The organism is Streptomyces sp. NPDC026673 (assembly GCF_040638135.1).
Taxonomy (GTDB): Bacteria; Actinomycetota; Actinomycetes; order Streptomycetales; family Streptomycetaceae; genus Actinacidiphila.
The window spans coordinates 1-21,166 of record NZ_JBEZXR010000016.1 but is presented as its reverse complement, the minus strand read 5'-3'; the positions used below and the strand labels follow the sequence as shown (position 1 = coordinate 21,166).

Here is a 21,166-nt window from a genome sequence, read left to right as displayed (position 1 = left end):
GCGGCGACCCCGCGGCCGCGGACGCCGGCGTGTGCCTCCCGGACCCCCGAGGGGAACCCCCGGGGCGGATACGCTGACCGCATGAGCGACGAGCTGCACCCGGAAGACCGCAAGATCATTACTCTGGCCCGCTCCGCCCGTGCGCGCAACGGCGTCCCCGAAGGCGCCGCCGTGCGCGACGAGACGGGGCGTACCTATGTGGCGGGCACCGTCGCCCTGGAGTCGCTGTCGCTCAGCGCGCTGCAGACCGCGGTCGCGATGGCCGTCGCGAGCGGTGCCACGTCCCTGGAGGCGGCGGCCGTGGTCTCCGAGACGGACGCGGTGGCGGACGCGGACCGCGCGGCCGTGCGCGACCTGGGCGGTGCGGACACCCCCGTCCTGCTGGCCGGGCCCGACGGCGCCCTCCGCGCGACGGTCGCCGCGGGCTGAGCCGACCCCGGCTCAGCCGCCGGCGCGAACGCCGCCGCCCTTCGCGAGGCCGGGCCGCCGGTCGTCCGGCCGTCACGCCAGGGCGAGTTGCGCGGGCGCCGCATCCCGTGCGGGGCGGGCCACGGACCCGCGAGGGGGGCGCGCCCGTGTCGTTCTCCCGCGCCGCGCGGCAGGCCCGTGAACGGCTCGCCGCGCCTTCCCGGCGGCTCCGCGCCCGCGGAGGAGCACCGGACGACGCCCCGGTGGGCGGCCCGCCCGGCCCGGGAGAACGACCGCGGGAGACCGGTTCGCCGGGCCCCCGAAAGGCGCCGGACGGCGGCTGCCGCGCGCGGGCGTCAGCCGGGCCCGGTGGATCAGGGACAATGGTCGCCATGAGCGTTCGCACCGAGACGACCCCCGCCCCCGCCCACCGGGCCGGCTTCGCCTGCTTCGTGGGCCGCCCCAACGCGGGCAAGTCCACTCTGACCAACGCTCTCGTCGGTACGAAGGTGGCCATCACCTCCAACCGCCCGCAGACCACCCGGCACACCGTGCGCGGCATCGTGCACCGCCCGGACGCGCAGCTCGTCCTCGTCGACACCCCCGGCCTGCACAAGCCGCGCACCCTGCTCGGCGAGCGGCTCAACGACGTCGTCCGCACCACCTGGGCCGAGGTCGACGTGATCGGCTTCTGCCTGCCCGCCGACCAGAAGCTCGGCCCCGGCGACCGCTACATCGCCAAGGAGCTGGCCGAGGTCCGCAAGACCCCCAAGGTCGCCATCGTCACCAAGACCGACCTGGTGGACTCCAAGCGGCTCGCGGAGCAGCTCGTCGCGATCGACCAGCTCGGCGCGGAACTGGGCATCGAATGGGCCGAGATCATCCCCGTCTCCGCCGTCGGCGACCGGCAGGTCGACCTCCTCGCCGACCTGCTGGTGCCGCTGCTTCCCGAGGGCCCGGCCCTCTACCCGGAGGGCGACCTCACCGACGAGCCCGAGCAGGTCATGGTGGCCGAGCTGATCCGCGAGGCCGCGCTGGAGGGCGTACGGGACGAGCTGCCGCACTCCATCGCCGTCGTCGTCGAGGAGATGCTGCCGCGCGAGGGCCGCCCGGCCGAGAAGCCGCTGCTGGACGTGCACGCCAACATCTACATCGAGCGCCCCAGCCAGAAGGGCATCATCATCGGCCCCAAGGGCGCCCGGTTGAAGGAGGTCGGCACCAAGTCCCGCCGCCACATCGAGGCGTTGCTCGGGACACCGGTCTTCCTCGACCTGCACGTCAAGGTCGCCAAGGACTGGCAGCGCGACCCCAAGCAGCTGCGCAAGCTGGGCTTCTAGGACGACACGGCCCGGGACGACACCGTCCGGGGCCGCTGCCCGACGAGCGGGTCCGGCGCCGTCCCGGCCTGCCGCGCCCCCGGCGACATCGCCCTGCGGGACCTCGGGGCGCGCCGGTTCACGGAACGTGACGGCGTCCAGGACCGGCGGGAAGGGCGAGCCGGCCCTGGCGTCGCCCCCGGCCGTCGGGCCGGTGTCCGCGGCGGTGCTCCCCGGCCTCGGAGAGCGTGGGCCCACCGCGCGGCAGGACGCCGTCCGGCCAGTCGGGTATCCGGCCCGTCACGGGCAGGCCGGGGAGGTCCACCGCGTCGGTCGGGCGGCGCAGCCCGGTGGCGTGCCCGCCCATCGGCTAGGCGCCCTCCTTCAGCACCAGCCGGACCAGTTCGCGCTGCTCCTCGGTCAGCCGCGGGTCCGCGCAGTGCACCGTGCGGCCGTCGATCGTGATCTCGTACCGGAAGCCGTCCGGCACCCCCTGCGGGGGCGAGGCCGGGCCCGCGGCGAGGACGTCGCGGGCCAGGGCGTGCAGGCGGAAGGCGTCGGGCCGGCCGGCGGTGTCCAGTGCGGCCCGGCGCTCGATCCCCGCGAAACCGCCGGAGCGGATCACCTCTATGCGCATGGCGGACGTCTACCCCTGTGCGGGCGGCCGCGCACCTTCCGGCGCCGGGGACTGGCGCGGCAGGTCGCCGCCGACCACGGCGGTCGGGATGCCGACCTCCGACCAGGCCTTCACCACCGCCGCGTGCTCCTCGCCCTCGCCGAAGCGCGCGGCGGCCGCGCCGACCGTCGCCTGCGCGAACTCCGCGAAGGTCGCCCGCGGTGACAGCTCCCCGCCGGTCAGCACGTCGTACCAGATCCGGCCGGCCCGCTCCCAGGCGTAGCCGCCCAGCGCGGTGGCGAGCAGGTGGAACGCCCGGTTGGGGATGCCGGAGTTGATGTGCACGCCGCCGTTGTCCCGTGAGGTGCGGACGTAGGCGTCCATGTGGCCGGGCTGCGGGTCCCTGCCGAGGACGTCGTCGTCGTAGGCGGTGCCCGGGGCCTTCATGGAGCGCAGCGCGACCCCCGTGACGCGCGGGGCGAGCAGGCCGGCGCCGATCAGCCAGTCCGCCCGGTCGGCGGTCTGGCCGAGCGCGTACTGCTTGATCAGGGAGCCGAAGACGTCGGACATCGACTCGTTGAGGGCGCCGGACTGGCCGAAGTAGTCGAGGTTCGCCGTGTACTGGGTCACGCCGTGGGTGAGTTCGTGGCCGATGACGTCGATGGGGAGCGTGAAGTCGAGGAAGATCTCCCCGTCGCCGTCCCCGAAGACCATCTGCTCGCCGTTCCAGAACGCGTTGTTGTAGTCGCGGTCGTAGTGGACGGTGGCGTCCAGCGGCAGGCCGGCGTCGTCGATGGAGTGACGGCCGTACGCCGTCAGGAAGAGTTCGAAGGTCGCCCCGAGGCCGTCGTAGGCCCGGTTGACCGTCGCGTCGTCCGAGGCGGCGTCGCCCTCGCCGCGGACCTTCCGCCCCGGCAGGTCCGTCCGGTGCTCCGCGTCGCTGATCGTGCGGCGCGGCAGGTCGGACGGCTCCGCGCCGATCACCGGGAGGGCGCCGATGACGGTGGTCAGCCGGCGGCGGGTGCGTTCGGCGGCGTCGCGCTCCAGGGTGCGGCGGGCGGGCTCGGCGAGTGCGCGGTCCTCGTTGCGGGCGACCTTGTCGAGGACGTGCGGCGGCACGATCGTGCAGAAAACAGGTGTCTGCTCCATGCAGGGCAATGTGGCACGGTGCTCACTGTCTGTCACTAGCTGTGACCATGATCCACGAAAAGGAGGGAAGATCTACGTTTTTCATGTCATCGTGGGCGGTCTTGCATACTGAGAAGAACGCCGCAGCGGCTGCAGGCCCCACGGGGCCTCGGCTATGGTCGACAGCATCATGCGTTTCGGGTTGCTTCTTCTTAGCTGCCGCGGCGAGGGCCTGTAGTCCAGGTCGACTCCCTCCCCGCGGAGTTTGGCGTTGTCGGAGAACCAGCGCCGGTCGGCCGTTTCGAAGCCGCAACCGAGGAGCACCCCCGCAGATGTCCACCCCGAACGCCGTCGGCCGCCCCACGCCCATCACCGCCGCGTCCGTACGCCAGCGGCCCACCGCGATGCCGGTCCACAAGTACAAGCCCTACGAGGCCGTGGAGATCCCGGACCGCGGCTGGCCGGACCGGCGGATCACCAAGGCCCCCCGCTGGCTGTCGACCGACCTGCGGGACGGCAACCAGGCGCTGATCGACCCGATGTCGCCGGCCCGCAAGCGCGCGATGTTCGACCTGCTGGTGACGATGGGCTACAAGGAGATCGAGGTCGGCTTCCCCGCCTCGGGTGAGACCGACTTCGCCTTCGTGCGCTCGATCATCGAAGAGGGCGCGATCCCCGAGGACGTGACGATCTCCGTACTGACGCAGGCCCGCGAGGAGCTCATCGAGCGGACCGTGGAGTCCCTGCGCGGGGCCCCGCGCGCGACCGTGCACCTGTACAACGCGACGGCCCCGACCTTCCGCCGGGTGGTCTTCCGCGGTTCGAAGGAGCAGATCCGGCAGATTGCCGTGGACGGCACGCGGCTGGTCATGGAGTACGCGGACAAGATCCTGGGCGACGAGACCGTCTTCGGCTACCAGTACAGCCCGGAGATCTTCACCGACACCGAGCTGGACTTCGCGCTGGAGGTCTGCGAGTCGGTGATGGACGTCTGGCAGCCCGAGGAGGGCCGCGAGATCATCCTGAACCTGCCGGCGACCGTCGAGCGCTCCACGCCCTCCACCCACGCGGACCGCTTCGAGTGGATGTCGCGCAACCTGAGCCGCCGCGAGTTCGTCTGCCTGTCCACGCACCCGCACAACGACCGCGGCACCGCCGTGGCCGCCGCCGAGCTGGCCGTGATGGCCGGCGCCGACCGCGTCGAGGGCTGCCTGTTCGGCCAGGGCGAGCGCACCGGCAACGTGGACCTGGTCACGCTGGGCATGAACCTGTTCAGTCAGGGCGTGGACCCGATGATCGACTTCTCGCAGATCGACGAGATCCGCCGCACCGCCGAGTACTGCAACCAGATGGAGGTCCACCCGCGCCACCCGTACGTGGGCGACCTGGTCTACACGTCCTTCTCCGGCTCCCACCAGGACGCCATCAAGAAGGGCTTCGACGCCATGGAGGCCGACGCGGCCGCCCAGGGCAAGACGGTGGACGGCATCGAGTGGGCGGTCCCGTACCTGCCGATCGACCCCAAGGACGTCGGCCGCTCCTACGAGGCCGTCATCCGCGTGAACTCGCAGTCCGGCAAGGGCGGGGTCGCGTACGTCCTGAAGAACGACCACAAGCTGGACCTGCCGCGCCGCATGCAGATCGAGTTCTCGAAGATCATCCAGGCGAAGACCGACGCCGAGGGCGGCGAGGTCACGCCGAAGGAGATCTGGGCGATCTTCGAGGACGAGTACCTGCCCACCCCCGGCAACGCCTGGGGCCGCGTCGCCCTGCGCTCGGCGCAGACCTCGACCAGCAGCGACGGCACCGACACCCTGACCGTCGAGGCGGTCGTGGACGGCGCCGAGACGGTCCTGACCGGCACCGGCAACGGCCCGATCTCCGCGTTCTTCGACGCACTGGCCTCGGTCGGGGTCGACGCCCGGCTGCTGGACTACACCGAGCACACCATGAGCGAGGGCGCCAGCGCCCAGGCCGCCTCGTACATCGAGTGCGCGATCGACGGCAAGGTCCTGTGGGGCATCGGCATCGACGCCAACACCACCCGCGCCTCGCTGAAGGCGGTCGTCTCCGCCGTCAACCGCGCGACCCGCTAGTCACCACGGACGGTGAACCGGCCACGGCGTCCGAGCGGGCGCCGTGGCCGATTCTTGTATTCGGTCCTCACGTGGTACTGACTCCGCCTCGCTCATGTGGCTAACATCACGTCATTACGGCGCCGTTGCCGGAGCGTTACCCACGCCTACGGCGCGTAATGGGACGAACCGATCTACATCGGGATGGCGGCCGGAGGGTGCGAGGTGCTCCAGATCAAGGGCTTGTGCATCTTGGGCGTGCGGACGGTCTGGCACACCGAAGGTGACGGGGAGTTCTTCTGCGCCGGTTGCGGCGGCGACCGCGGCTACCGGCGGCGCACCGGCACCCGGCGTCTGACCGTGCTGGGTCTGCCGCTGCTGCCGCGCGGTTCGGCCGGCACGATCGTGGAGTGCGTGGTGTGCCGCGCGCACTCCGGGCCCGAGGTCCTGGAGCAGCCCACCACCACCGTCTTCTCCGCCATGCTGCGCGACGCCGTCCACACCGTCGCCCTCGCCGTGCTCACCGCGGGCGGTGCCATGGGCCGCGGCGCCCGCGAGGCGGCAGTCGACGCGGTCCGCTCGGCCGGCTTCACCGACTGCACCGAGGACCAGCTGCTGGGGCTGCTCGCCGCGATCGTCGCCGACGAGGGCCGATTCCCGGGCGCCGCCGACGCCCTGGACGCCGAGGGGATCGCCGACGCCCTCGACGGCTGCGGCAGCTGGCTGTCCATCGAGCTCCACGAGGCCCTGGAACCCCTCTCCCGCCATCTCGCCCCCCAGGGCCGCGAGCACATCCTGCTCCAGGGCGCGCTCATCGCCCTCGCCGACGGCCCCTACCTCCCGGCCGAACGCGAGGTCCTGGGTGCCGTCGGCCGCTGCCTCGGCCTCGTCGGGGAGGACACCGACCGCATCCTGGAGGCGGCGGCCCGTACGCCGTCCTGACCGCGCCGGCGGCGGCCCCCGCGGGCCCCGCGGGGGCCGGGCGGGGGTGACGGCCTCCCGGGCCTTCATGGCCCCCTCACACGGCCGCGGGGGCTCCCGTGCCGCCCGGTCCTTCCGGCCGTCGGACCCGCCGCGCGCACGCCGGGGGTCAGCGGCCGAGCATCCAGGCCACGATCACCGCGGCGACGGCGAAGCAGGCGAGCATGACCCACAGCGTCGAGCCGAGCGTCTTCCGGTCCGCGGCCATCACGGGCGCCGCCGAGGCGCCGTGGGCCCGCGACAGGTGGGCCAGGGCCCTGTCCCTGGCGCCGCCCCAGGTGATCTGCTCGCGCCACTCGCAGTGCCGGCACTCGAGCATCCGCCGCTGACGGTCCGCGTAGCCGTACAGCACCTCCAGGACGGTGCCGTCGGGGCCGGTCGCGGTGATGTGGTGGGTGACGGAGTCCATCAGTGCGCCGCCAGCACCAGGGCCAGCGCGACGAGGGCCGGCACGGTCTGCACGAAGAGGATGCGGCGGCTCGCCGTCGCGGCGCCGTAGACCCCCGCCACGGCCACGCAGGCCAGGAAGAACACCTTCGCCTGGAAGCCCACCGGGTCGGACGCCACCGCGCCCCACACCAGCCCGGCGGCCAGGAAGCCGTTGTAGAGGCCCTGGTTGGCCGCGAGCGTCCTGGTCTCCTCCGCGAACTCCGCGGTGGTCCCGAAGGCGGCCCTGGCGCGGGGGGTGGTCCACAGGAACATCTCCAGGACCAGGATGTAGACGTGCAGGGCCGCTATGAGCAGCACGGCGACGGTTGCGGTGATCGACATGGGCCGTAGCGTACGACCCGGACCGGGCCGGGCGCCGCGTACGGGAGAATGGGCGCATGAGTCTGTTCCGCGACGACGGCATCGTGCTGCGCACCCAGAAGCTGGGCGAGGCGGACCGGATCATCACCCTGCTCACCCGCCGGCACGGCCGGGTGCGGGCGGTGGCCCGCGGCGTGCGGCGCACGAAGTCCAAGTTCGGCGCGCGGCTGGAGCCCTTCTCCCATGTGGACGTGCAGTTCTTCGCGCGAGGGGGAGAGCTGATCGGCCGCGGTCTGCCGCTGTGCACCCAGGGCGAGACGATCGCCCCGTACGGCAGCCGGATCGTCACCGACTACGCCCGCTACACCGCGGGCACGGCGATGCTGGAGACCGCGGAGCGCTTCACCGACCACGAGGGCGAACCGGCGGTGCAGCAGTACCTGCTGCTGGTCGGGGGACTGCGCACCCTCGCCGACGGTGAGCACGATCCGCGGCTGGTGCTCGACGCCTTCCTGCTGCGCTCGCTGGCGGTCAACGGCTACGCGCCCAGCTTCGGCGACTGCGCGAAGTGCGGGATGCCCGGGCCGAATCGGTTCTTTTCGGTCGCGGCGGGAGGAGTCGTGTGCGGCGAGTGCCGCCCGCCCGGAAGCGTCGTACCCTCACTTGAGTCACTGGAACTCCTCGGCGCGTTGCTGGGCGGGGACTGGGAGACCGCCGACGCGTGCGAACCGCGCCACTGCCGCGAGGGCAGCGGACTGGTCGCCGCGTATCTGCAGTGGCATCTGGAGCGCGGCCTGCGCAGTCTGCGCTTCATCGAGAAGTAGCGACATCGGGCGGCGTTCCGCGGCATCGAGACGCGAAGCACAGGAAGTGGAGAGCAAGGGCATGGCAGTACGCGGGATTCTGAGCCGTCCCAAGCGCGAGTACCGGGCTCCCGACCCGCACCCGTCCGGCGCGCAGCCCCCGAAGATCCCGGGCGAGCTGGTTCCCGAGCACGTCGCCATCGTCATGGACGGCAACGGCCGCTGGGCCAAGGAGCGCGGCCTGCCGCGTACCGAGGGCCACAAGGTCGGCGAGTCCGTCGTGCTCGACGTCCTCAAGGGATGTCTGGAGCTGGGCGTCAAGAACCTCTCGCTGTACGCCTTCTCCACCGAGAACTGGAAGCGCTCGCCCGACGAGGTCCGCTTCCTGATGAACTTCAACCGGGACGTCATCCACCGCCGCCGCGACGAGATGCACGAGATGGGCATCCGGATCCGCTGGGCCGGGCGCATGCCGCGGCTGTGGAAGTCCGTGGTCAAGGAGCTCCAGGTCGCGGAGGAGATGACCCGCGACAACGACGCGATGACGCTGTACATGTGCGTCAACTACGGCGGCCGCGCCGAGATCGCCGACGCGGCGGCGGCGATGGCGCAGGACATAAAGTCGGGTCGTCTCGACCCCTCCAAGGTCAACGAGAAGACCCTGGCCAAGTACATGTACCACCCGGACATGCCGGACGTGGACCTGTTCGTCCGCCCCTCCGGCGAGCGGCGCACCTCCAACTTCCTGATCTGGCAGTCCGCCTACGCCGAGATGGTGTTCCAGGACGTCCTCTGGCCCGACTTCGACCGCCGGGACCTGTGGCGCGCCTGCCTGGAGTACGCCTCCCGCGACCGCCGCTTCGGCGGCGCCATCCCGAACGAGCAGCCGCCGGCGACGGAGAGCGGCGCGGACACCGAGTAGTCACCCCGCGGTCGTCCACGGGCGGCGGGGGACACGGGGGCGGGGCATGCACGGCACGGACCGGGACGGGGCGCGGAGGACGAGCGTGGCCGCCGAGCGCGGCTGCGGTGCGGCGGCGCTGTTCGGCCTCGCCCTGTTCCTCGTGCTGGTGGCCTTCGCGGGTACGACGGAGATGGAGTCGTTCCCCGGTCTGCGGGATAACCGGGTGCAGTTCGTCGTGTACACGTGCGCGATCGCCGTCCTGGCCGCCGCGGGCGTGTTCGGTGTCCTGGGGCGCCGGTCCCGGGCCGCACTCGTCCTGGCCGTCTGCGTCGCGGCACTCGTGGCCTGGCGTCTGTGGACCATCGCACCCGCGTTTCCCTGCTGGTCCCACGACACGGTCAGCCGGGACGACGACGGCTCGTACCGCTGCCTGGACCGCTGGTCCGGCTGAGGCGGTACGAGCGCGACGGCGGGCGGGCCCGGGTCAGGCTCCGGCGGCCTTGCCGCAGGACGCGCAGTCGGCGCAGGTGCCGAAGATCTCCACGGTGTGGGCGACGTCCACGAAGCCGTGCTCCCCGGCGATCGCCTCCGCCCACTTCTCGACCGCGGGGCCCTCGACCTCGACGGCCTTTCCGCAGACCCGGCAGACCAGGTGGTGGTGGTGTCCGCTGCTGCAGCGGCGGTAGACGGACTCGCCGTCGCCTGTGCGCAGGACGTCGATCTCGCCCGCGTCGGCGAGCGACTGCAGCGTGCGGTAGACCGTCGTGAGGCCGACCGAGTCGCCACGGTGCTTCAGAAGGTCGTGCAGCTCCTGGGCGCTGCGGAACTCGTCGACCTCGGCGAGAGCCGCGGCGACGGCGGTGCGCTGCCGCGTCGATCGGCTGCGGACGGGGGGCTTGGCGGTCGTCACCGGTGGCCTCCTACTCGTACTCGGTCGGTTCGGTCGGTCATTCTGCCAGTCCTGGGGCTCGCACCCGGACGTCATCGTCGGTGGGACGCGCCGCGGGTACCTCCAGGGTGCACCGTGTTCCGTCCTCGGCGGCCTGTCGTGCGCGCTTTTTCGCCAGCGGCGCGGCCAGCAGGGTCAGGGTGACGAAGACGCCGATGGCCAGCAGCACGATCGTCGCGCCGGAGGGCACGTCGGCGTAGTACGAGGTGACCGTCCCGGAGAAGGCGACGGCCACGCCGATGACCACCGACAGGGCGAAGGCCATGGCGAAACTGCGGGCGATCTGCTGCGAGGCGGCGACCGGGATCACCATCAAGGCGCTGACCAGCAGCAGCCCGACGACGCGCATGGCGACCGTGACCGTGACCGCCGCGGTGACCGCGACCAGCAGGTTGAGCAGGCGCACCGGCAGGCCGGTCACCCGCGCGAACTCCTCGTCCTGGGAGACGGCGAACAGCTGCCGCCGCAGGCCCACGGTCACCAGCACCACGAAGCCCGCCAGCAGGCAGATCGCGGTGATGTCCTCCGGGGAGACGGTGGTGATGGAGCCGAACAGATAGGTGAGGAGGTTGGCGTTGGAGCCGTTGGGGGCGAGCGAGGTGAACATGACGCCCGCCGCCAGGCCGCCGTAGAACAGCATGGCCAGGGCGATGTCACCGCGGGTCCTGCCGTACCAGCGGATGAGTTCCATGACGACCGCGCCCGCGACCGACACGGCCGCGGCCGTCCACACCGGGTTGGTGCTGAGCAGGAACCCCAGACCGACGCCGGTCAGGGCGACATGGCCGACGCCGTCGCCGAGGAGCGACTGGCGGCGCTGCACGAGGTAGATGCCGATCGCGGGGGCGGTGATGCCCACCAGGACGGCGGCGATCAGGGCCCGCTGCATGAAGGGGTAGGAGAACAGCTCCATCAGAAGAGCCCCGTCCGGATCGGCTCGGCCGCACGGTCGGCGTGCGGGTGGACATGGTCGTGGCCGGGCAGCGCGTGCTGGCCCTGGGCGCGGGGCGGAGGGCCGTCGTGGACGACGCAGCCGTCGCGCAGCACCACCGCGCGGTCGATCAGCGGCTCCAGCGGGCCGAGTTCGTGCAGCACCAGCAGCACCGTGGTGCCCAGGGAGACCTGTTCGCGCAGCGTCCCGGCGAGCACCTCCTGGCTCGCCAGGTCGACGCCCGCCATCGGCTCGTCCATGATCAGCAGTTCGGGTTCGACGGACAGCGCGCGGGCGATCAGCACCCGCTGGTGCTGGCCGCCGGAGAGCGCGTCGACGGCGTCGCCGGCCCGGTCGGCCATGCCGACGAGTTCCAGGGCGCGCTCCACGGCCCGCCGGTCCGCCTTGCGGACCAGGCCCAGCTTCGTCCGGGCCAGGCGCCCGGCGGAGACCACCTCGCGCACGGTCGCGGGGACACCGGAGGCCGCCGTGGTGCGCTGCGGTACGTAGCCGATGCGCGCCCAGTCGCGGAAGCGGTTGCGGGGGATGCCGAACAGCTCCAGCTCGCCGCGGGTCAGCGGCACCTGGCCGACCACCGCGCGGACCGCGGTGGACTTCCCCGAGCCGTTGGCGCCGAGCAGCGCGACGACCTCGCCGCGCCGCACGGTCAGGTCGACACCGCGCAGTACCGGGCGCGAGCCGAGCGAGGCGGTCGCACCCCGCAGCGCTATGACCGTGTCCATTCCTGCCTCCGTCACTTCCGGCCCCACTTCCGCGGCCTCACTTCGCGCCGAGCGCCGCGCGCAGGGCCTCGAGATTGCTGTGCTGGACCTCGAAGTAGTCGCGGCCCTTGGACTTGTCGGTGATGCCCTCGATGGGGTCGAGCACGGCGGTCTTGAGGCCGAGGTCGCCCGCGAGGGTGGCGGCCGTGCGGTCGCTGGCGAGCGTCTCGAAGAAGACGGTGCTGACGCCCTTGTCCTCGGCGAGCTGGTGCAGCGTCCTGACGCGGGCCGCGCTGGGCTCCGACTCCGGGTTGATGCCGTTGATCGCCTCCTCGACCAGCCCGTAGCGCTCGGCGACGTAGCCGAAGGCGGCGTGGGTGGTGATGAAGGTGTCCGAGGTGCGGTTCTTCAGCCCGTCCCGGAAGTCGGTGTCGAGCGCGTCCAGCTTCTTCACCAGCGCGGCGGTGTTCTTCTCGTACGTCGCCGCGTGGTCCGGGTCGGCCTTGGCGAGGGCCTTGCCGACGCCCTCGGCGACCTTGGCGTAGCGCACCGGGTCGAGCCAGATGTGCGGGTCGGCGCCCGCGTCCTCGTCGTCCTCGTGCCCGGTGTGGTTGTCCCCGGTGGTGTGGTGGTGGCCGTCGACCTCGGTGCCGTGGTCCTCCAGGGGGGTCAGCGCGGCGGCGTCGACGGTGTTCTTCACGCCGGACTGGGCTATCGCGTCGTCGACGGCCGGCTGGAGGCCCTTGAGGTAGACGACGACGTCGGACTCGCCCAGCGCCCCGGTCTGCCGCGGGGTGAGCTCCAGGTCGTGCGGTTCGGTTCCCGGCTTGGTCAGCTCGGTCACGTCGACGTGACCGCCGCCGATCTCCTCGGCCAGGAACTGCATCGGGTAGAAGGACGCGGTGACCTTGAGCCGGCCGTCGTCACCGCTCGCGCCCGCGGTGGAACAGGCGGTGAGGGCGACCAGCCCGGCGACGGCGGTGAGGGGGACGAGGGCGCGACCTATGTTCATGACACCCATTTTCAACAAAATTGGAAACGATTGTCAATTGGCCTTTGTGCCCGGCTTCCGCGGCGCCGGACCGACACCGGACTGTGGAACCGATTTGATACGGGGCCCGCACCCGCCGGTAATCTGAGGTATTCGCCGGACCGCACGCGACCCGGCGGATCCCACCGACCGCTTCGTCGTCTGAAGAGAGCACCGTGGCCGCCGACAAGATCGACACCATCGTCAGCCTGAGCAAGCGCCGTGGCTTCGTTTTCCCCTGCAGCGAGATCTACGGCGGCCAGAAGGCCGCCTGGGACTACGGGCCGCTGGGCGTCGAACTGAAGGAGAACATCAAGCGCCAGTGGTGGCGTGCGATGGTCACCTCCCGGGAGGACGTGGTCGGCCTGGACTCCTCGGTGATCCTGGCCCGCGAGGTCTGGGAGGCCTCCGGTCACGTCGCCACGTTCACCGACCCGCTCACCGAGTGCACCTCCTGTCACAAGCGCTACCGCGCCGACCACCTGGAGGAGGCGTACGAGGCCAAGCACGGCCACCTGCCGGCCAACGGCCTGACCGACCTCAACTGCCCGAACTGCGGCAACAAGGGCACCTTCACCGAGCCCAAGCAGTTCTCCGGCCTCCTCTCCACGCACCTGGGCCCGACCCAGGACTCCGGCGCGGTCGCGTACCTGCGCCCGGAGACCGCGCAGGGCATCTTCACCAACTTCGCCCTGGTGCAGCAGACCTCGCGCCGCAAGCCGCCGTTCGGCATCGCCCAGACCGGCAAGTCCTTCCGCAACGAGATCACGCCCGGCAACTTCATCTTCCGGACCCGCGAGTTCGAGCAGATGGAGATGGAGTTCTTCGTCAAGCCGGGCGAGGACGAGACCTGGCACGAGTACTGGATGCAGCAGCGCTGGGACTGGTACCGGGGCCTCGGCTTGCGCGAGGAGAACATGCGCTGGTTCGAGCACGCCAAGGAGAAGCTCTCCCACTACTCGAAGCGCACCACCGACATCGAGTACCGCTTCAACTTCGGCGGCACCGAGTTCTCCGAGCTGGAGGGCATCGCCAACCGCACGGACTACGACCTCAAGGCCCACAGCCAGGCCAGCGGCCAGGACCTGTCGTACTTCGACCAGGAGGCCGGTGAGCGCTACTTCCCGTTCGTCATCGAGCCCGCGGCGGGTCTCAACCGCGCCATGCTCGCCTTCATGCTCGACGCGTACAACGAGGACGAGGCCCCGAACGCCAAGGGCGTGATGGAGAAGCGCACCGTCATGCGCCTCGACCCGCGCCTGGCGCCGGTCAAGGTCGCCGTCCTGCCGCTGTCGCGCAACCCGGAGCTCTCGCCCAAGGCCAAGGGCCTCGCGGCGGACCTGCGCCGCCACTGGAACATCGAGTTCGACGACGCCGGTGCCATCGGCCGCCGCTACCGCCGTCAGGACGAGATCGGTACCCCGTTCTGTGTGACCGTCGACTTCGACACCCTCGAGGACAACGCGGTCACCGTGCGCGAGCGCGACACCATGAAGCAGGAGCGCGTCTCGCTGGACCAGGTCGAGGCCTACCTCGGCGGCCGCCTGCTCGGCTGCTAGGTCGTGTCGTCACATGCCCGCCTGCCCAGCGGCGCCTGGCACGGCACCTCGCTGCGTTGTCGAATCGTCCGAGTAGCCCACTACGAGGACGACTCTCCGCCCTGCGATGCACCGCACCTGGGGGCACCTCCCAGCGCCAGCTGGGGGAGCCGCTGGGCCCGCCCTTCGGGCGGCCGACGCTCATGTGACGACATGACCTAGGTCCGGATTCCGCGATACGCGAAAGGCGCCCGGCCACCCCTCGCGGGGGTGGCCGGGCGCCTTCGTGCGTCCGCGGGGCGGGCGCTCAGGCCTCCAGGCCGCGCAGGATCAGGTCGTTGACCGCGGAGAACGCGGCGTCGATGCCCGGGGCGAACCACTCGGCGGCGTACGCCGGGTCGTGGAAGCGGACGGTGGCGTCCCACACCGCCTGTGCGGTGGCATCGGGGTCGCCGGCGGCGAACTCGCCGGCGGTCACGCCGTCCCGGACGATCCGCGCGAGGAGCCCGACCATGACGGTGACGTGCTGGGCGACCACCGAGCTGTGTTCGACGGTGAGCGCCATGTACGTGGCGAACAGCTCGGGGTCGCCGCCCGCCTTGCGCCGCTTGGCCGCGAACAGGGCCTCCAGCCAGGCGCGCAGCCGCGCCCGAGCCGGGCGGGCGTCGTCCTGCGCTATCGCCGTCAGCTCCGCGTGGGCCTGGTCCAGCCACCGCTGGGTGACCGCCTCGCGCAGCGCGGCCTTGGTGCGGAAGTGCCGGTAGACGCTGCCGTGGCTGACGCCGAGGGCGCGGGCCACGTCGACCACGGTGGCCTTGGCCGGGCCGTAACGGCGCAGGACCTCTTCCGTGGTCTCGAGGATGCGTTCGGCGGTCAGCGTCTCGGGTGGCATGGTCGCCATTCTCCCAGGGCCGGGCGGCTGCCCGTCAGTGCCGGTGCTCACTGTCCAGGTGGGCCATCTGGGACTGCGGGTAGCGCTCGCCGGCGGCCGCGTCGGCCGGGACGGCGGTCTCGATCGCCGCCAGGTCGTCCGCGTCCAGGGTCACGTCCAGGGCGCCCAGGGCCTCGGCCAGCCGCTCGCGGGTGCGGGCGCCGACCAGCGGGACGATGTCCTCGCCCTGGGCCAGCACCCAGGCGATGGCGGTCTGGGCGACGGAGACGCCCTTCTGTTCCGCGATCTTGCGCAGGGCCTCGACCAGTCCGAGGTTGTGCTCCAGGTTCTCGCCCTGGAAGCGGGGGCTCATCGCGCGGAAGTCGTTGCCGGCCAGCTGCCGGTCCCGGGTGAAGTGGCCGCTGATCAGGCCGCGGGACAGCACGCCGTACGCAGTGACGCCGATGCCCAGCTCACGCGCGGTCGGCAGGATCTCCTCCTCGATGCCGCGGGAGATCAGCGAGTACTCGATCTGCAGGTCGCTGATCGGGGCCACGGCGGCGGCCCTGCGCAGGGTCGCGGCGCCCACCTCGGACAGGCCGATGTGCCGTACGTGGCCCGCCTGGACGAGCTCGGCGATGGCGCCGACGGTCTCCTCGATCGGGACGGCCGGGTCGACCCGGGCGATGCGGTAGACGTCGATGTGGTCGACGCCCAGGCGCTGCAGCGAGTACGCGGCGAAGTTCTTGACGGCGGCCGGGCGGCCGTCGATGCCGAGCCAATCGCCGTTCGGCCCGCGCAGGGCACCGAACTTGACGCTGACGAGCGCCTTCTCGCGGTCGGCGGGGGAGGCCGCGCGCAGGGCCTCGCCGATGAGCATCTCGTTGTGGCCCATGCCGTAGAAGTCGCCGGTGTCGATCAGGGTGACGCCCGCGTCGAGGGCGGCGTGGATGGTGGCGATCGACTCGCCGCGGTCGGCGTCGCCGTAGAGGGCGGACATGCCCATGGCCCCGAGGCCGAGCGCCGAGACGGTGGGGCCGGTGGAACCGAGAGTGCGGTTCTGCATGAGGGGGACTCCTCGGATCGGATCAGGAGGTCGTGCGGGGATGCTGACAACAGTGACACATGCGCTGACAGATTTCAATATCTGTCAGTGCATGGCTGTCATCGACCTCGCTCCGACCGGATCCGAGCCGTCCCCCGGCCCGCCGCGCCCTGTCGTCGGCCCGCGTCGGCCCGTGGTGGCCGCCGTGCCTCGTCAGGCCACGTGGCGCGGCAACCGCAGGCTGAGCAGCGCTGTCCCGGCCACCGCCGCGAGCTGCACCACCAGGACCGCGACCACCGCGTCACGCGTTCCGTGCGACGGGGCCAGGGAGAGGAAGAGCGTGCCGAGAGTGGCCACTCCCAGGGCCAGCGCCGACTGCTGGGTGGTGATCATGACCCCGCTGCCCACGCCCGCCCGTTCGGCCGGCACATCCGCCAGCACCAGCCGGAAGAGCACCGGCAGTTGCAGCCCCTGGCCGAAGCCGGCGATCGCCACACCCGGCAGCAGCGCCCAGGGGGTGAGGCCGGAGTCCCAGCCGCGGAGCACGGTCGGCACCAGCACCGCGATGCCCACGGCTTGGAGGACGCCGCCCGCGGTGACCACGCGACCGCCGTACCGGCCCACCAGGCGCGGACCGGCCAGCGAGGCCGCGAAGAACGCCACGGCCATCGGCACGAGGGTGGCGCCCGCCTCCACCGGCCCGTAGCGCAGGCCCTGCTGCAGCGCGACCGCGATGACGAACATGAAGCCGCCGAAGCCGATGCAGAACGGCACCAGCAGGGGCAGCGCGCGCCGCATCCCGGTCAGCGCGAACAGGCTCGGCGGCACGAGCGGGACCCGTCCGGCCCGGTCGGCCCGCCGCTCGACCAGGAAGAACGCCAGCGCCGCGAACGGGAAGACGGCCAGCGACGCCCAGGTCCAGGCCGGCCAGCCGGCCGCCCGGCCCTCGGTCAGCGGCGCCAGCAGGGTCACCAGCGACACCGCCAGCAGCAGGGTGCCCGGCCGGTCGACCGGCGCGGGACGGTCCGAACGGGTCTCCGGCACCGAGCGCAGCGCGAGCAGCAGGCCCGCCGCCGCGACCGGCACGTTCACCAGGAACACCGCGCGCCAGCCCGTGCCGGCGATGTCCGCGGCGACCAGGATGCCGCCGAGGACCTGGCCCGCGACCATGGACAGGCCCGCGGTCGCCCCGTACAGGCTGAGCGCCTTGGCGCGGCGGTGCCCCGAGGTGGCGGAGTGGATGGTGGCCAGCACCTGCGGCAGCATCAGCGCGGCCGACGCGCCCTGCGCGATGCGGGCCCCCACCAGCACCCAGGCGTCGGGCGCCAGGCCGCAGGCGAGCGAGGTCAGGCCGAACGCCGCCATGCCGGCGAGGAAGAGCCTGCGGCGGCCGAAGGAGTCGCCCAGCCGGCCGCCGAGCACCAGCAGCACGGCGTACGCCACGCCGTATCCGGCCACGACCAGCTCCAGCAGGGCGGCCCCCGCGTGCAGATCGGTCTCGATGGCGGGCAGGGCGACGTTGACGATGAAGAAGTCGATCAGCGGCAGCGAGGCGCCGAGCAGCACGGTGAACAGGCCCAGCGCACTGAGCGACGGTGCGGCGGCGCCGGGCGGCGCTTCGGCGGCCGAGGGCGGCGGGCCCGGGGCCGGCGCCCGGTCGTGGGTGCCGACCCGGATGACGGGCGGCCGGACGCGTGTCCGGGAGCGGAGGTGTGCGGAGACGGTGGCTTGGATGCGATCGGTCACGTATGCCACGATGTCCCCGTTCCCAAGGGGGTACCAGAGAGCGTTTATCCAGGTATCGGCACCACCTGGCAATGGGCTGGGCTCTCAGGCACTCTGGACATATGACGTCTCCCAGCGCCGCGGCGCGGAGCGAGCTCGCCTCCTTCCTTCGCAGCCGTCGTGAACGGATCTCCCCCGAGCAGGTCGGACTCCCGCCCGGCCGCCGACGCCGCACCCCGGGGCTGCGCCGCGAGGAGGTGGCGCAGCTGGCCGCGGTGGGGGTGACCTGGTACACGTGGCTGGAGCAGGCCCGTGAGATCCAGATCTCCGCCCAGGTGGCGGACTCCATCTCCCGGGCCCTGATGCTGGACCCGAACGAGCGCACCCACCTCTTCCTCCTCGCCGGGGTGCCGGACCCCAATCCGCGTGCCCAGTGCCCGGGGATGTCCGACCAGATCCGCGAGATGCTGGCGAAGCTGGAGCCGCTGCCCGCGGCCGTGCTCAACAGCCGCACCGATGTCATCGCCCACAACCGCACCTACGCGCGGCTGGTCGACGACCTCGACAGGCTCCCCTTCGAGGACCGCAACATCATGTGGCTGGTCTTCACCGACCCCGCCTGGCGCGAGGGTCTGCCCGACTGGCAGGAGACCAGCCGGCAGATGGTCGCCAAGTACCGGGCGGCGATGGCCGAACACCTCGCTGAGCCGCCGTGGAAGTCCCTGGTCAAGCGGCTCGAACAGGCCTCACCGGAGTTCCGGGAGCTGTGGGAGCGCCATGAGGTGCAGGAACCGGAGAACCGCACCAAGCGCTTCCTCAACCCCAGGGTCGGGCTGCTGACCTTCCACTTCACGCATCTGTGGCTCGGCCCCCGCCACGGCCCCCGGCTGGTCACCTACTCCCCGGCGGACGCCCTCACCCGCGAGCGGCTGGACCGGCTGTACGAGATCGCCCGCACCGCGCCGAGCGCTATGCCGATGCCGGTGTGAGCGGCCGCTGACGCGAAAACCCTTTTCGGCGGTGTCGGTGACCTCTGTTAGCTTCGTGCGGCTCGTGTGATCCACGAGCTGCAAGTACTCACAGGGGAGGGTCACTTGATCATGTCCGGAAGGTCGGGCAGGCGCAGACGGATGGTGGTGGTGGGGAGTTGCGCGGCGGCGCTGCTGGCCACGACCGCCGGCACGGCGCATGCGGTGGACAACCGGCCGCCCAAGCAGCCGCTGGTTCAGGACCTGCAGTCACAGAGCGAGGCCTGTGCGACCGGCGACGACACGCCGTACGTCTCCCAGCCGCCCAGGCTCAGTGCCGTGTTGTACGACGCCGACGAGGACAACCAGCCTCCCCAAGCCGGCCCGCTCAACGGCGAGTTCGAAGCGTGGTGGACGGACGCGGCAGGAGCGGAGCAGCGCCGTACCTTCACCACCATCACCTTGTCTTCGGGGTCGCGTTACTACTGGACGATGCCGAACGACATCCCGGCGAACACGGTCGTCTCCTGGCACGTCCGCGCGAACGACGGCAAGGCGACCTCCGCATGGAGCGATGAGGGCGACGGCGCGGTCTGTTCGTTCGTTTACGACGACGCGAATCCCGAGAAGGCGGTGATCAGCTCTCCCGAATATCCCAACCCCGAGCAGGTCTTCTGGGTGGACGGGGTGGGCGTCTACGGCCACTTCACCATGGACTCGCCCTCCGACGACGTCGTGTCCTACACGTACGGCTTCCTGGGAGGCCCCTACGGGACCGTCTCCGCGGAGCGGCCGGGCGCAGCCGTGACCATTCCCTATCTGCCGCTCACTTCAGGGCCCAATTGGCTGACGGTCCGAGCGATCGACAGGTCGGGCCGGAGCAGCGCGCAGTCGTTGTACTACTTCAACGTGAAGTCCGGGCGCGCTGCTGTAGCCCGCTGGAAGCTGGACGACCCGGCAGGCTCCCGCTCGGCCTCCGCAGAGACGGGCACCGCCGCACGTGCCGGTACCGGCGTGACCTTCGGCGGTCCGGCGCCCGCGGGCACCGGAGCCACCGCCACCGTCAGCCTTGACGGCAGCGGACACGGCTTCCTCACCCCGGACGTCCCGGCCACCGACATCAGCAAGACCTTCGCCGTCAGCGCCTGGGTGCGGCCTGCCGAAACCGGCCGGAACATGACCGTCGCCAGCCAGGACGCGGACGGGAAGCCCGGCTTCACCCTCGGGCTGCGCAGCCAGGACTCCGGCCCCGTCTGGTCGTTCGCGATCGCGGACGCGCGGGTGTCAGGCGGCGCGCCGGAGACCGGCGAGTGGGCCCATCTGCTGGGGCTGTACGACGCGGAGACGGGCCGCGCGCAGTTGTACGTCAACGGCCATGAGGCCGGCACCGCGGCAGAGGCGGCCCCCGCCGCGACGGCCGGCGCGTTCCAGATCGGACGGGCCCGCGGGGCCACCGGCTACCGTGACCGGTGGCACGGTGACATCGGTGACGTACAGGTCCACGACCGGGTGGTGGTACCGGACGAGGTGACCGAACTGGCAGGGCGTCAGCCGAAGCTGCTCGGCCACTGGTCGCTGGAGGACGCGGCGGACGGCGCGAGCCCTGAGCAGTCGGGCGGCGCGCCGCTGCGGCTCGGCACGGGGGCTTCGATCTACCGGGCCCCCGAGGACACCTGTGGTTTCGATCCCGACTGCATCCCGGTGACGCCGCCACTCGTGGGTGACGGGCACCTGCACCTGGACGGCGAGACCGGGTACGCGGCCGCGGAAGGGCCGGTCGTGGACACCGGGGACAGTTTCACCGTCGGCATCGTCGTCCGCCTCGCGGACTCCGAGCCGGCCCACCCGATGACCGTGCTCTCGCAGGCCGGCGAGCACACCGACGCGTTCAAGGTGCGCTACGAGCCGTCCACGTACGCCTGGCAACTGGTGATGCCGGAGAGGGACGAGGCCGGAGCCCCCGAGAAGGTGGTGTCCCAGATCACGGGCGCGGACGGCGGCGAGGGCCAGGGTCATCGACTCGCCGTGATCTACGACGACGGGACCGACACGATCAAGCTGTACCTCGACGGGTACACGAACGCCAAGGCGACCGCGAGCCTCCCCAACGGCTGGCACAGCAGCGGTGCCCTCCAGATCGGCCGGGCCAAGGCCGGTGACAGCTGGGGCGAGTACCTCCACGGCGATGTCGACGAGGTGCAGGCCTACTCCGGTGCCCTGCGGGACAGGGACGTGATCGGCCTGGGCTTTGGTACGGACCCCTGCCTCTGCTGATCCGTCCGTGCTGAGCCCGGAGGTCTGACCTCTCCGCGGCCCGCCGGAATCGACCAGCCGCCGGGAGCCGGGGAAGAGCCTGGTGCGGAAGTCGGTGGTGATCCCGAAGGCGAAGACGTCCAGCCGCAGGTC

At 71.8% G+C, this 21,166-nt stretch carries 22 protein-coding genes and 1 pseudogene; 10 read left to right on the top strand and 13 right to left on the bottom strand.

Annotated features, from left to right (window positions below):
• The first annotated feature begins 81 nt into the window (after positions 1-81).
• Positions 82-429, top strand: a complete 348-nt coding sequence (locus AB0F62_RS14200; RefSeq protein ID WP_361797085.1) for a cytidine deaminase — start codon at positions 82-84, stop codon at positions 427-429.
• Between the two features lie 371 nt (positions 430-800).
• A complete protein-coding gene (gene era, locus AB0F62_RS14195; RefSeq protein WP_361797082.1) occupies positions 801-1,745 on the top strand; it encodes a GTPase Era in 945 nt (314 codons plus the stop codon).
• Positions 1,746-1,863: 118 nt separating this feature from the next.
• Here era and AB0F62_RS14190 read toward each other — a convergent pair whose 3' ends face one another.
• The 3 genes from AB0F62_RS14190 to AB0F62_RS14180 are packed head-to-tail and all read right to left on the bottom strand — an operon-like array spanning position 1,864 to position 3,489.
• Entirely contained in the window at positions 1,864-2,091 is a 228-nt protein-coding gene (locus AB0F62_RS14190; protein WP_361797079.1) for a hypothetical protein, read from the bottom strand.
• 3 nt (positions 2,092-2,094) lie between these two features.
• Complete coding sequence (locus AB0F62_RS14185) at positions 2,095-2,361, bottom strand: protealysin inhibitor emfourin (RefSeq protein ID WP_361797076.1); 267 nt, start codon at positions 2,359-2,361, stop codon at positions 2,095-2,097.
• A 9-nt stretch (positions 2,362-2,370) separates the two neighbouring features.
• Positions 2,371-3,489 (bottom strand): M4 family metallopeptidase, encoded by a 1,119-nt coding sequence (locus AB0F62_RS14180; RefSeq protein WP_361797073.1) that lies wholly within the window; start codon positions 3,487-3,489, stop codon positions 2,371-2,373.
• Between the two features lie 311 nt (positions 3,490-3,800).
• Between AB0F62_RS14180 and leuA the strand changes: the two genes are divergently transcribed.
• Together leuA and AB0F62_RS14170 are read left to right on the top strand one after the other, a co-directional pair.
• Positions 3,801-5,564 (top strand): 2-isopropylmalate synthase, encoded by a 1,764-nt coding sequence (gene leuA, locus AB0F62_RS14175; RefSeq protein ID WP_361797070.1) that lies wholly within the window; start codon positions 3,801-3,803, stop codon positions 5,562-5,564.
• 204 nt (positions 5,565-5,768) lie between these two features.
• A complete protein-coding gene (locus AB0F62_RS14170; RefSeq protein WP_361797067.1) occupies positions 5,769-6,485 on the top strand; it encodes a TerB family tellurite resistance protein in 717 nt (238 codons plus the stop codon).
• 148 nt (positions 6,486-6,633) lie between these two features.
• Here AB0F62_RS14170 and AB0F62_RS14165 read toward each other — a convergent pair whose 3' ends face one another.
• Both AB0F62_RS14165 and AB0F62_RS14160 read right to left on the bottom strand, forming a co-directional pair.
• The gene (locus AB0F62_RS14165; RefSeq protein WP_361797064.1) at positions 6,634-6,933 is read right to left on the bottom strand and encodes a hypothetical protein; all 300 of its coding nucleotides are present in this window, start codon (positions 6,931-6,933) and stop codon (positions 6,634-6,636) included.
• The gene (locus AB0F62_RS14160; protein ID WP_361797061.1) at positions 6,933-7,295 is read right to left on the bottom strand and encodes a DUF1304 domain-containing protein; all 363 of its coding nucleotides are present in this window, start codon (positions 7,293-7,295) and stop codon (positions 6,933-6,935) included. Before AB0F62_RS14160 ends, AB0F62_RS14165 begins: the two co-directional genes overlap by 1 nt.
• Before the next feature lie 56 nt (positions 7,296-7,351).
• Here AB0F62_RS14160 and recO point away from each other — a divergent pair, with 56 nt between their 5' ends.
• The 3 genes from recO to AB0F62_RS14145 all read left to right on the top strand — a co-directional run bounded on the left by recO (position 7,352) and on the right by AB0F62_RS14145 (position 9,432).
• Positions 7,352-8,098, top strand: coding sequence for a DNA repair protein RecO (recO, locus tag AB0F62_RS14155; protein WP_361797059.1), 747 nt, complete (start codon positions 7,352-7,354; stop codon positions 8,096-8,098).
• A 61-nt stretch (positions 8,099-8,159) separates the two neighbouring features.
• The gene (locus tag AB0F62_RS14150) at positions 8,160-8,999 is read left to right on the top strand and encodes an isoprenyl transferase (protein WP_361797056.1); all 840 of its coding nucleotides are present in this window, start codon (positions 8,160-8,162) and stop codon (positions 8,997-8,999) included.
• A 46-nt stretch (positions 9,000-9,045) separates the two neighbouring features.
• The gene (locus AB0F62_RS14145) at positions 9,046-9,432 is read left to right on the top strand and encodes a hypothetical protein (protein WP_361797053.1); all 387 of its coding nucleotides are present in this window, start codon (positions 9,046-9,048) and stop codon (positions 9,430-9,432) included.
• A gap of 33 nt (positions 9,433-9,465) precedes the next feature.
• Here AB0F62_RS14145 and AB0F62_RS14140 read toward each other — a convergent pair whose 3' ends face one another.
• From AB0F62_RS14140 to AB0F62_RS14125, 4 genes are read right to left on the bottom strand one after another with little or no spacing between them, the layout of a single operon-like run.
• Complete coding sequence (locus AB0F62_RS14140) at positions 9,466-9,891, bottom strand: Fur family transcriptional regulator (RefSeq protein ID WP_361797050.1); 426 nt, start codon at positions 9,889-9,891, stop codon at positions 9,466-9,468.
• 37 nt (positions 9,892-9,928) lie between these two features.
• Positions 9,929-10,843 carry a metal ABC transporter permease gene (locus AB0F62_RS14135; protein ID WP_361797048.1) on the bottom strand — a complete coding sequence of 305 codons (915 nt, stop codon included), beginning with the start codon at positions 10,841-10,843 and terminating at the stop codon, positions 9,929-9,931.
• Positions 10,843-11,604: a metal ABC transporter ATP-binding protein gene (locus tag AB0F62_RS14130; protein ID WP_361797045.1), complete on the bottom strand. Its 762-nt coding sequence runs from the start codon at positions 11,602-11,604 to the stop codon at positions 10,843-10,845. The genes AB0F62_RS14135 and AB0F62_RS14130 overlap by 1 nt, the downstream gene beginning before the upstream one ends.
• 37 nt (positions 11,605-11,641) lie before the next feature.
• On the bottom strand, positions 11,642-12,595 hold the full coding sequence (locus AB0F62_RS14125; RefSeq protein ID WP_361797042.1) for a zinc ABC transporter substrate-binding protein: 954 nt from the start codon (positions 12,593-12,595) through the stop codon (positions 11,642-11,644).
• Positions 12,596-12,789: 194 nt separating this feature from the next.
• Here AB0F62_RS14125 and AB0F62_RS14120 point away from each other — a divergent pair, with 194 nt between their 5' ends.
• Positions 12,790-14,172, top strand: coding sequence for a glycine--tRNA ligase (locus tag AB0F62_RS14120; RefSeq protein WP_361797039.1), 1,383 nt, complete (start codon positions 12,790-12,792; stop codon positions 14,170-14,172).
• A 286-nt stretch (positions 14,173-14,458) separates the two neighbouring features.
• Here the strand turns inward: AB0F62_RS14120 and AB0F62_RS14115 are convergent, their stop codons facing one another.
• The 3 genes from AB0F62_RS14115 to AB0F62_RS14105 form a co-directional block, all read right to left on the bottom strand.
• Positions 14,459-15,043, bottom strand: coding sequence for a TetR family transcriptional regulator (locus AB0F62_RS14115; RefSeq protein ID WP_361797036.1), 585 nt, complete (start codon positions 15,041-15,043; stop codon positions 14,459-14,461).
• 34 nt (positions 15,044-15,077) lie between these two features.
• On the bottom strand, positions 15,078-16,088 hold the full coding sequence (locus AB0F62_RS14110; RefSeq protein WP_361797033.1) for an aldo/keto reductase: 1,011 nt from the start codon (positions 16,086-16,088) through the stop codon (positions 15,078-15,080).
• Positions 16,089-16,280: 192 nt separating this feature from the next.
• Positions 16,281-17,648, bottom strand: a complete 1,368-nt coding sequence (locus AB0F62_RS14105) for an MFS transporter (RefSeq protein ID WP_361797315.1) — start codon at positions 17,646-17,648, stop codon at positions 16,281-16,283.
• A gap of 266 nt (positions 17,649-17,914) precedes the next feature.
• On the opposite strand from AB0F62_RS14105, the gene AB0F62_RS14100 reads away from it, so the two are divergent.
• A complete protein-coding gene (locus AB0F62_RS14100) occupies positions 17,915-18,781 on the top strand; it encodes a helix-turn-helix transcriptional regulator (RefSeq protein ID WP_361797030.1) in 867 nt (288 codons plus the stop codon).
• A 111-nt stretch (positions 18,782-18,892) separates the two neighbouring features.
• Positions 18,893-21,034 carry a LamG domain-containing protein gene (locus AB0F62_RS14095; RefSeq protein WP_361797027.1) on the top strand — a complete coding sequence of 714 codons (2,142 nt, stop codon included), beginning with the start codon at positions 18,893-18,895 and terminating at the stop codon, positions 21,032-21,034.
• A 48-nt stretch (positions 21,035-21,082) separates the two neighbouring features.
• On the opposite strand, the pseudogene AB0F62_RS14090 reads toward AB0F62_RS14095, so the two are convergent.
• Positions 21,083-21,166: pseudogene (locus tag AB0F62_RS14090) on the bottom strand (thymidine kinase); the annotation flags it as partial.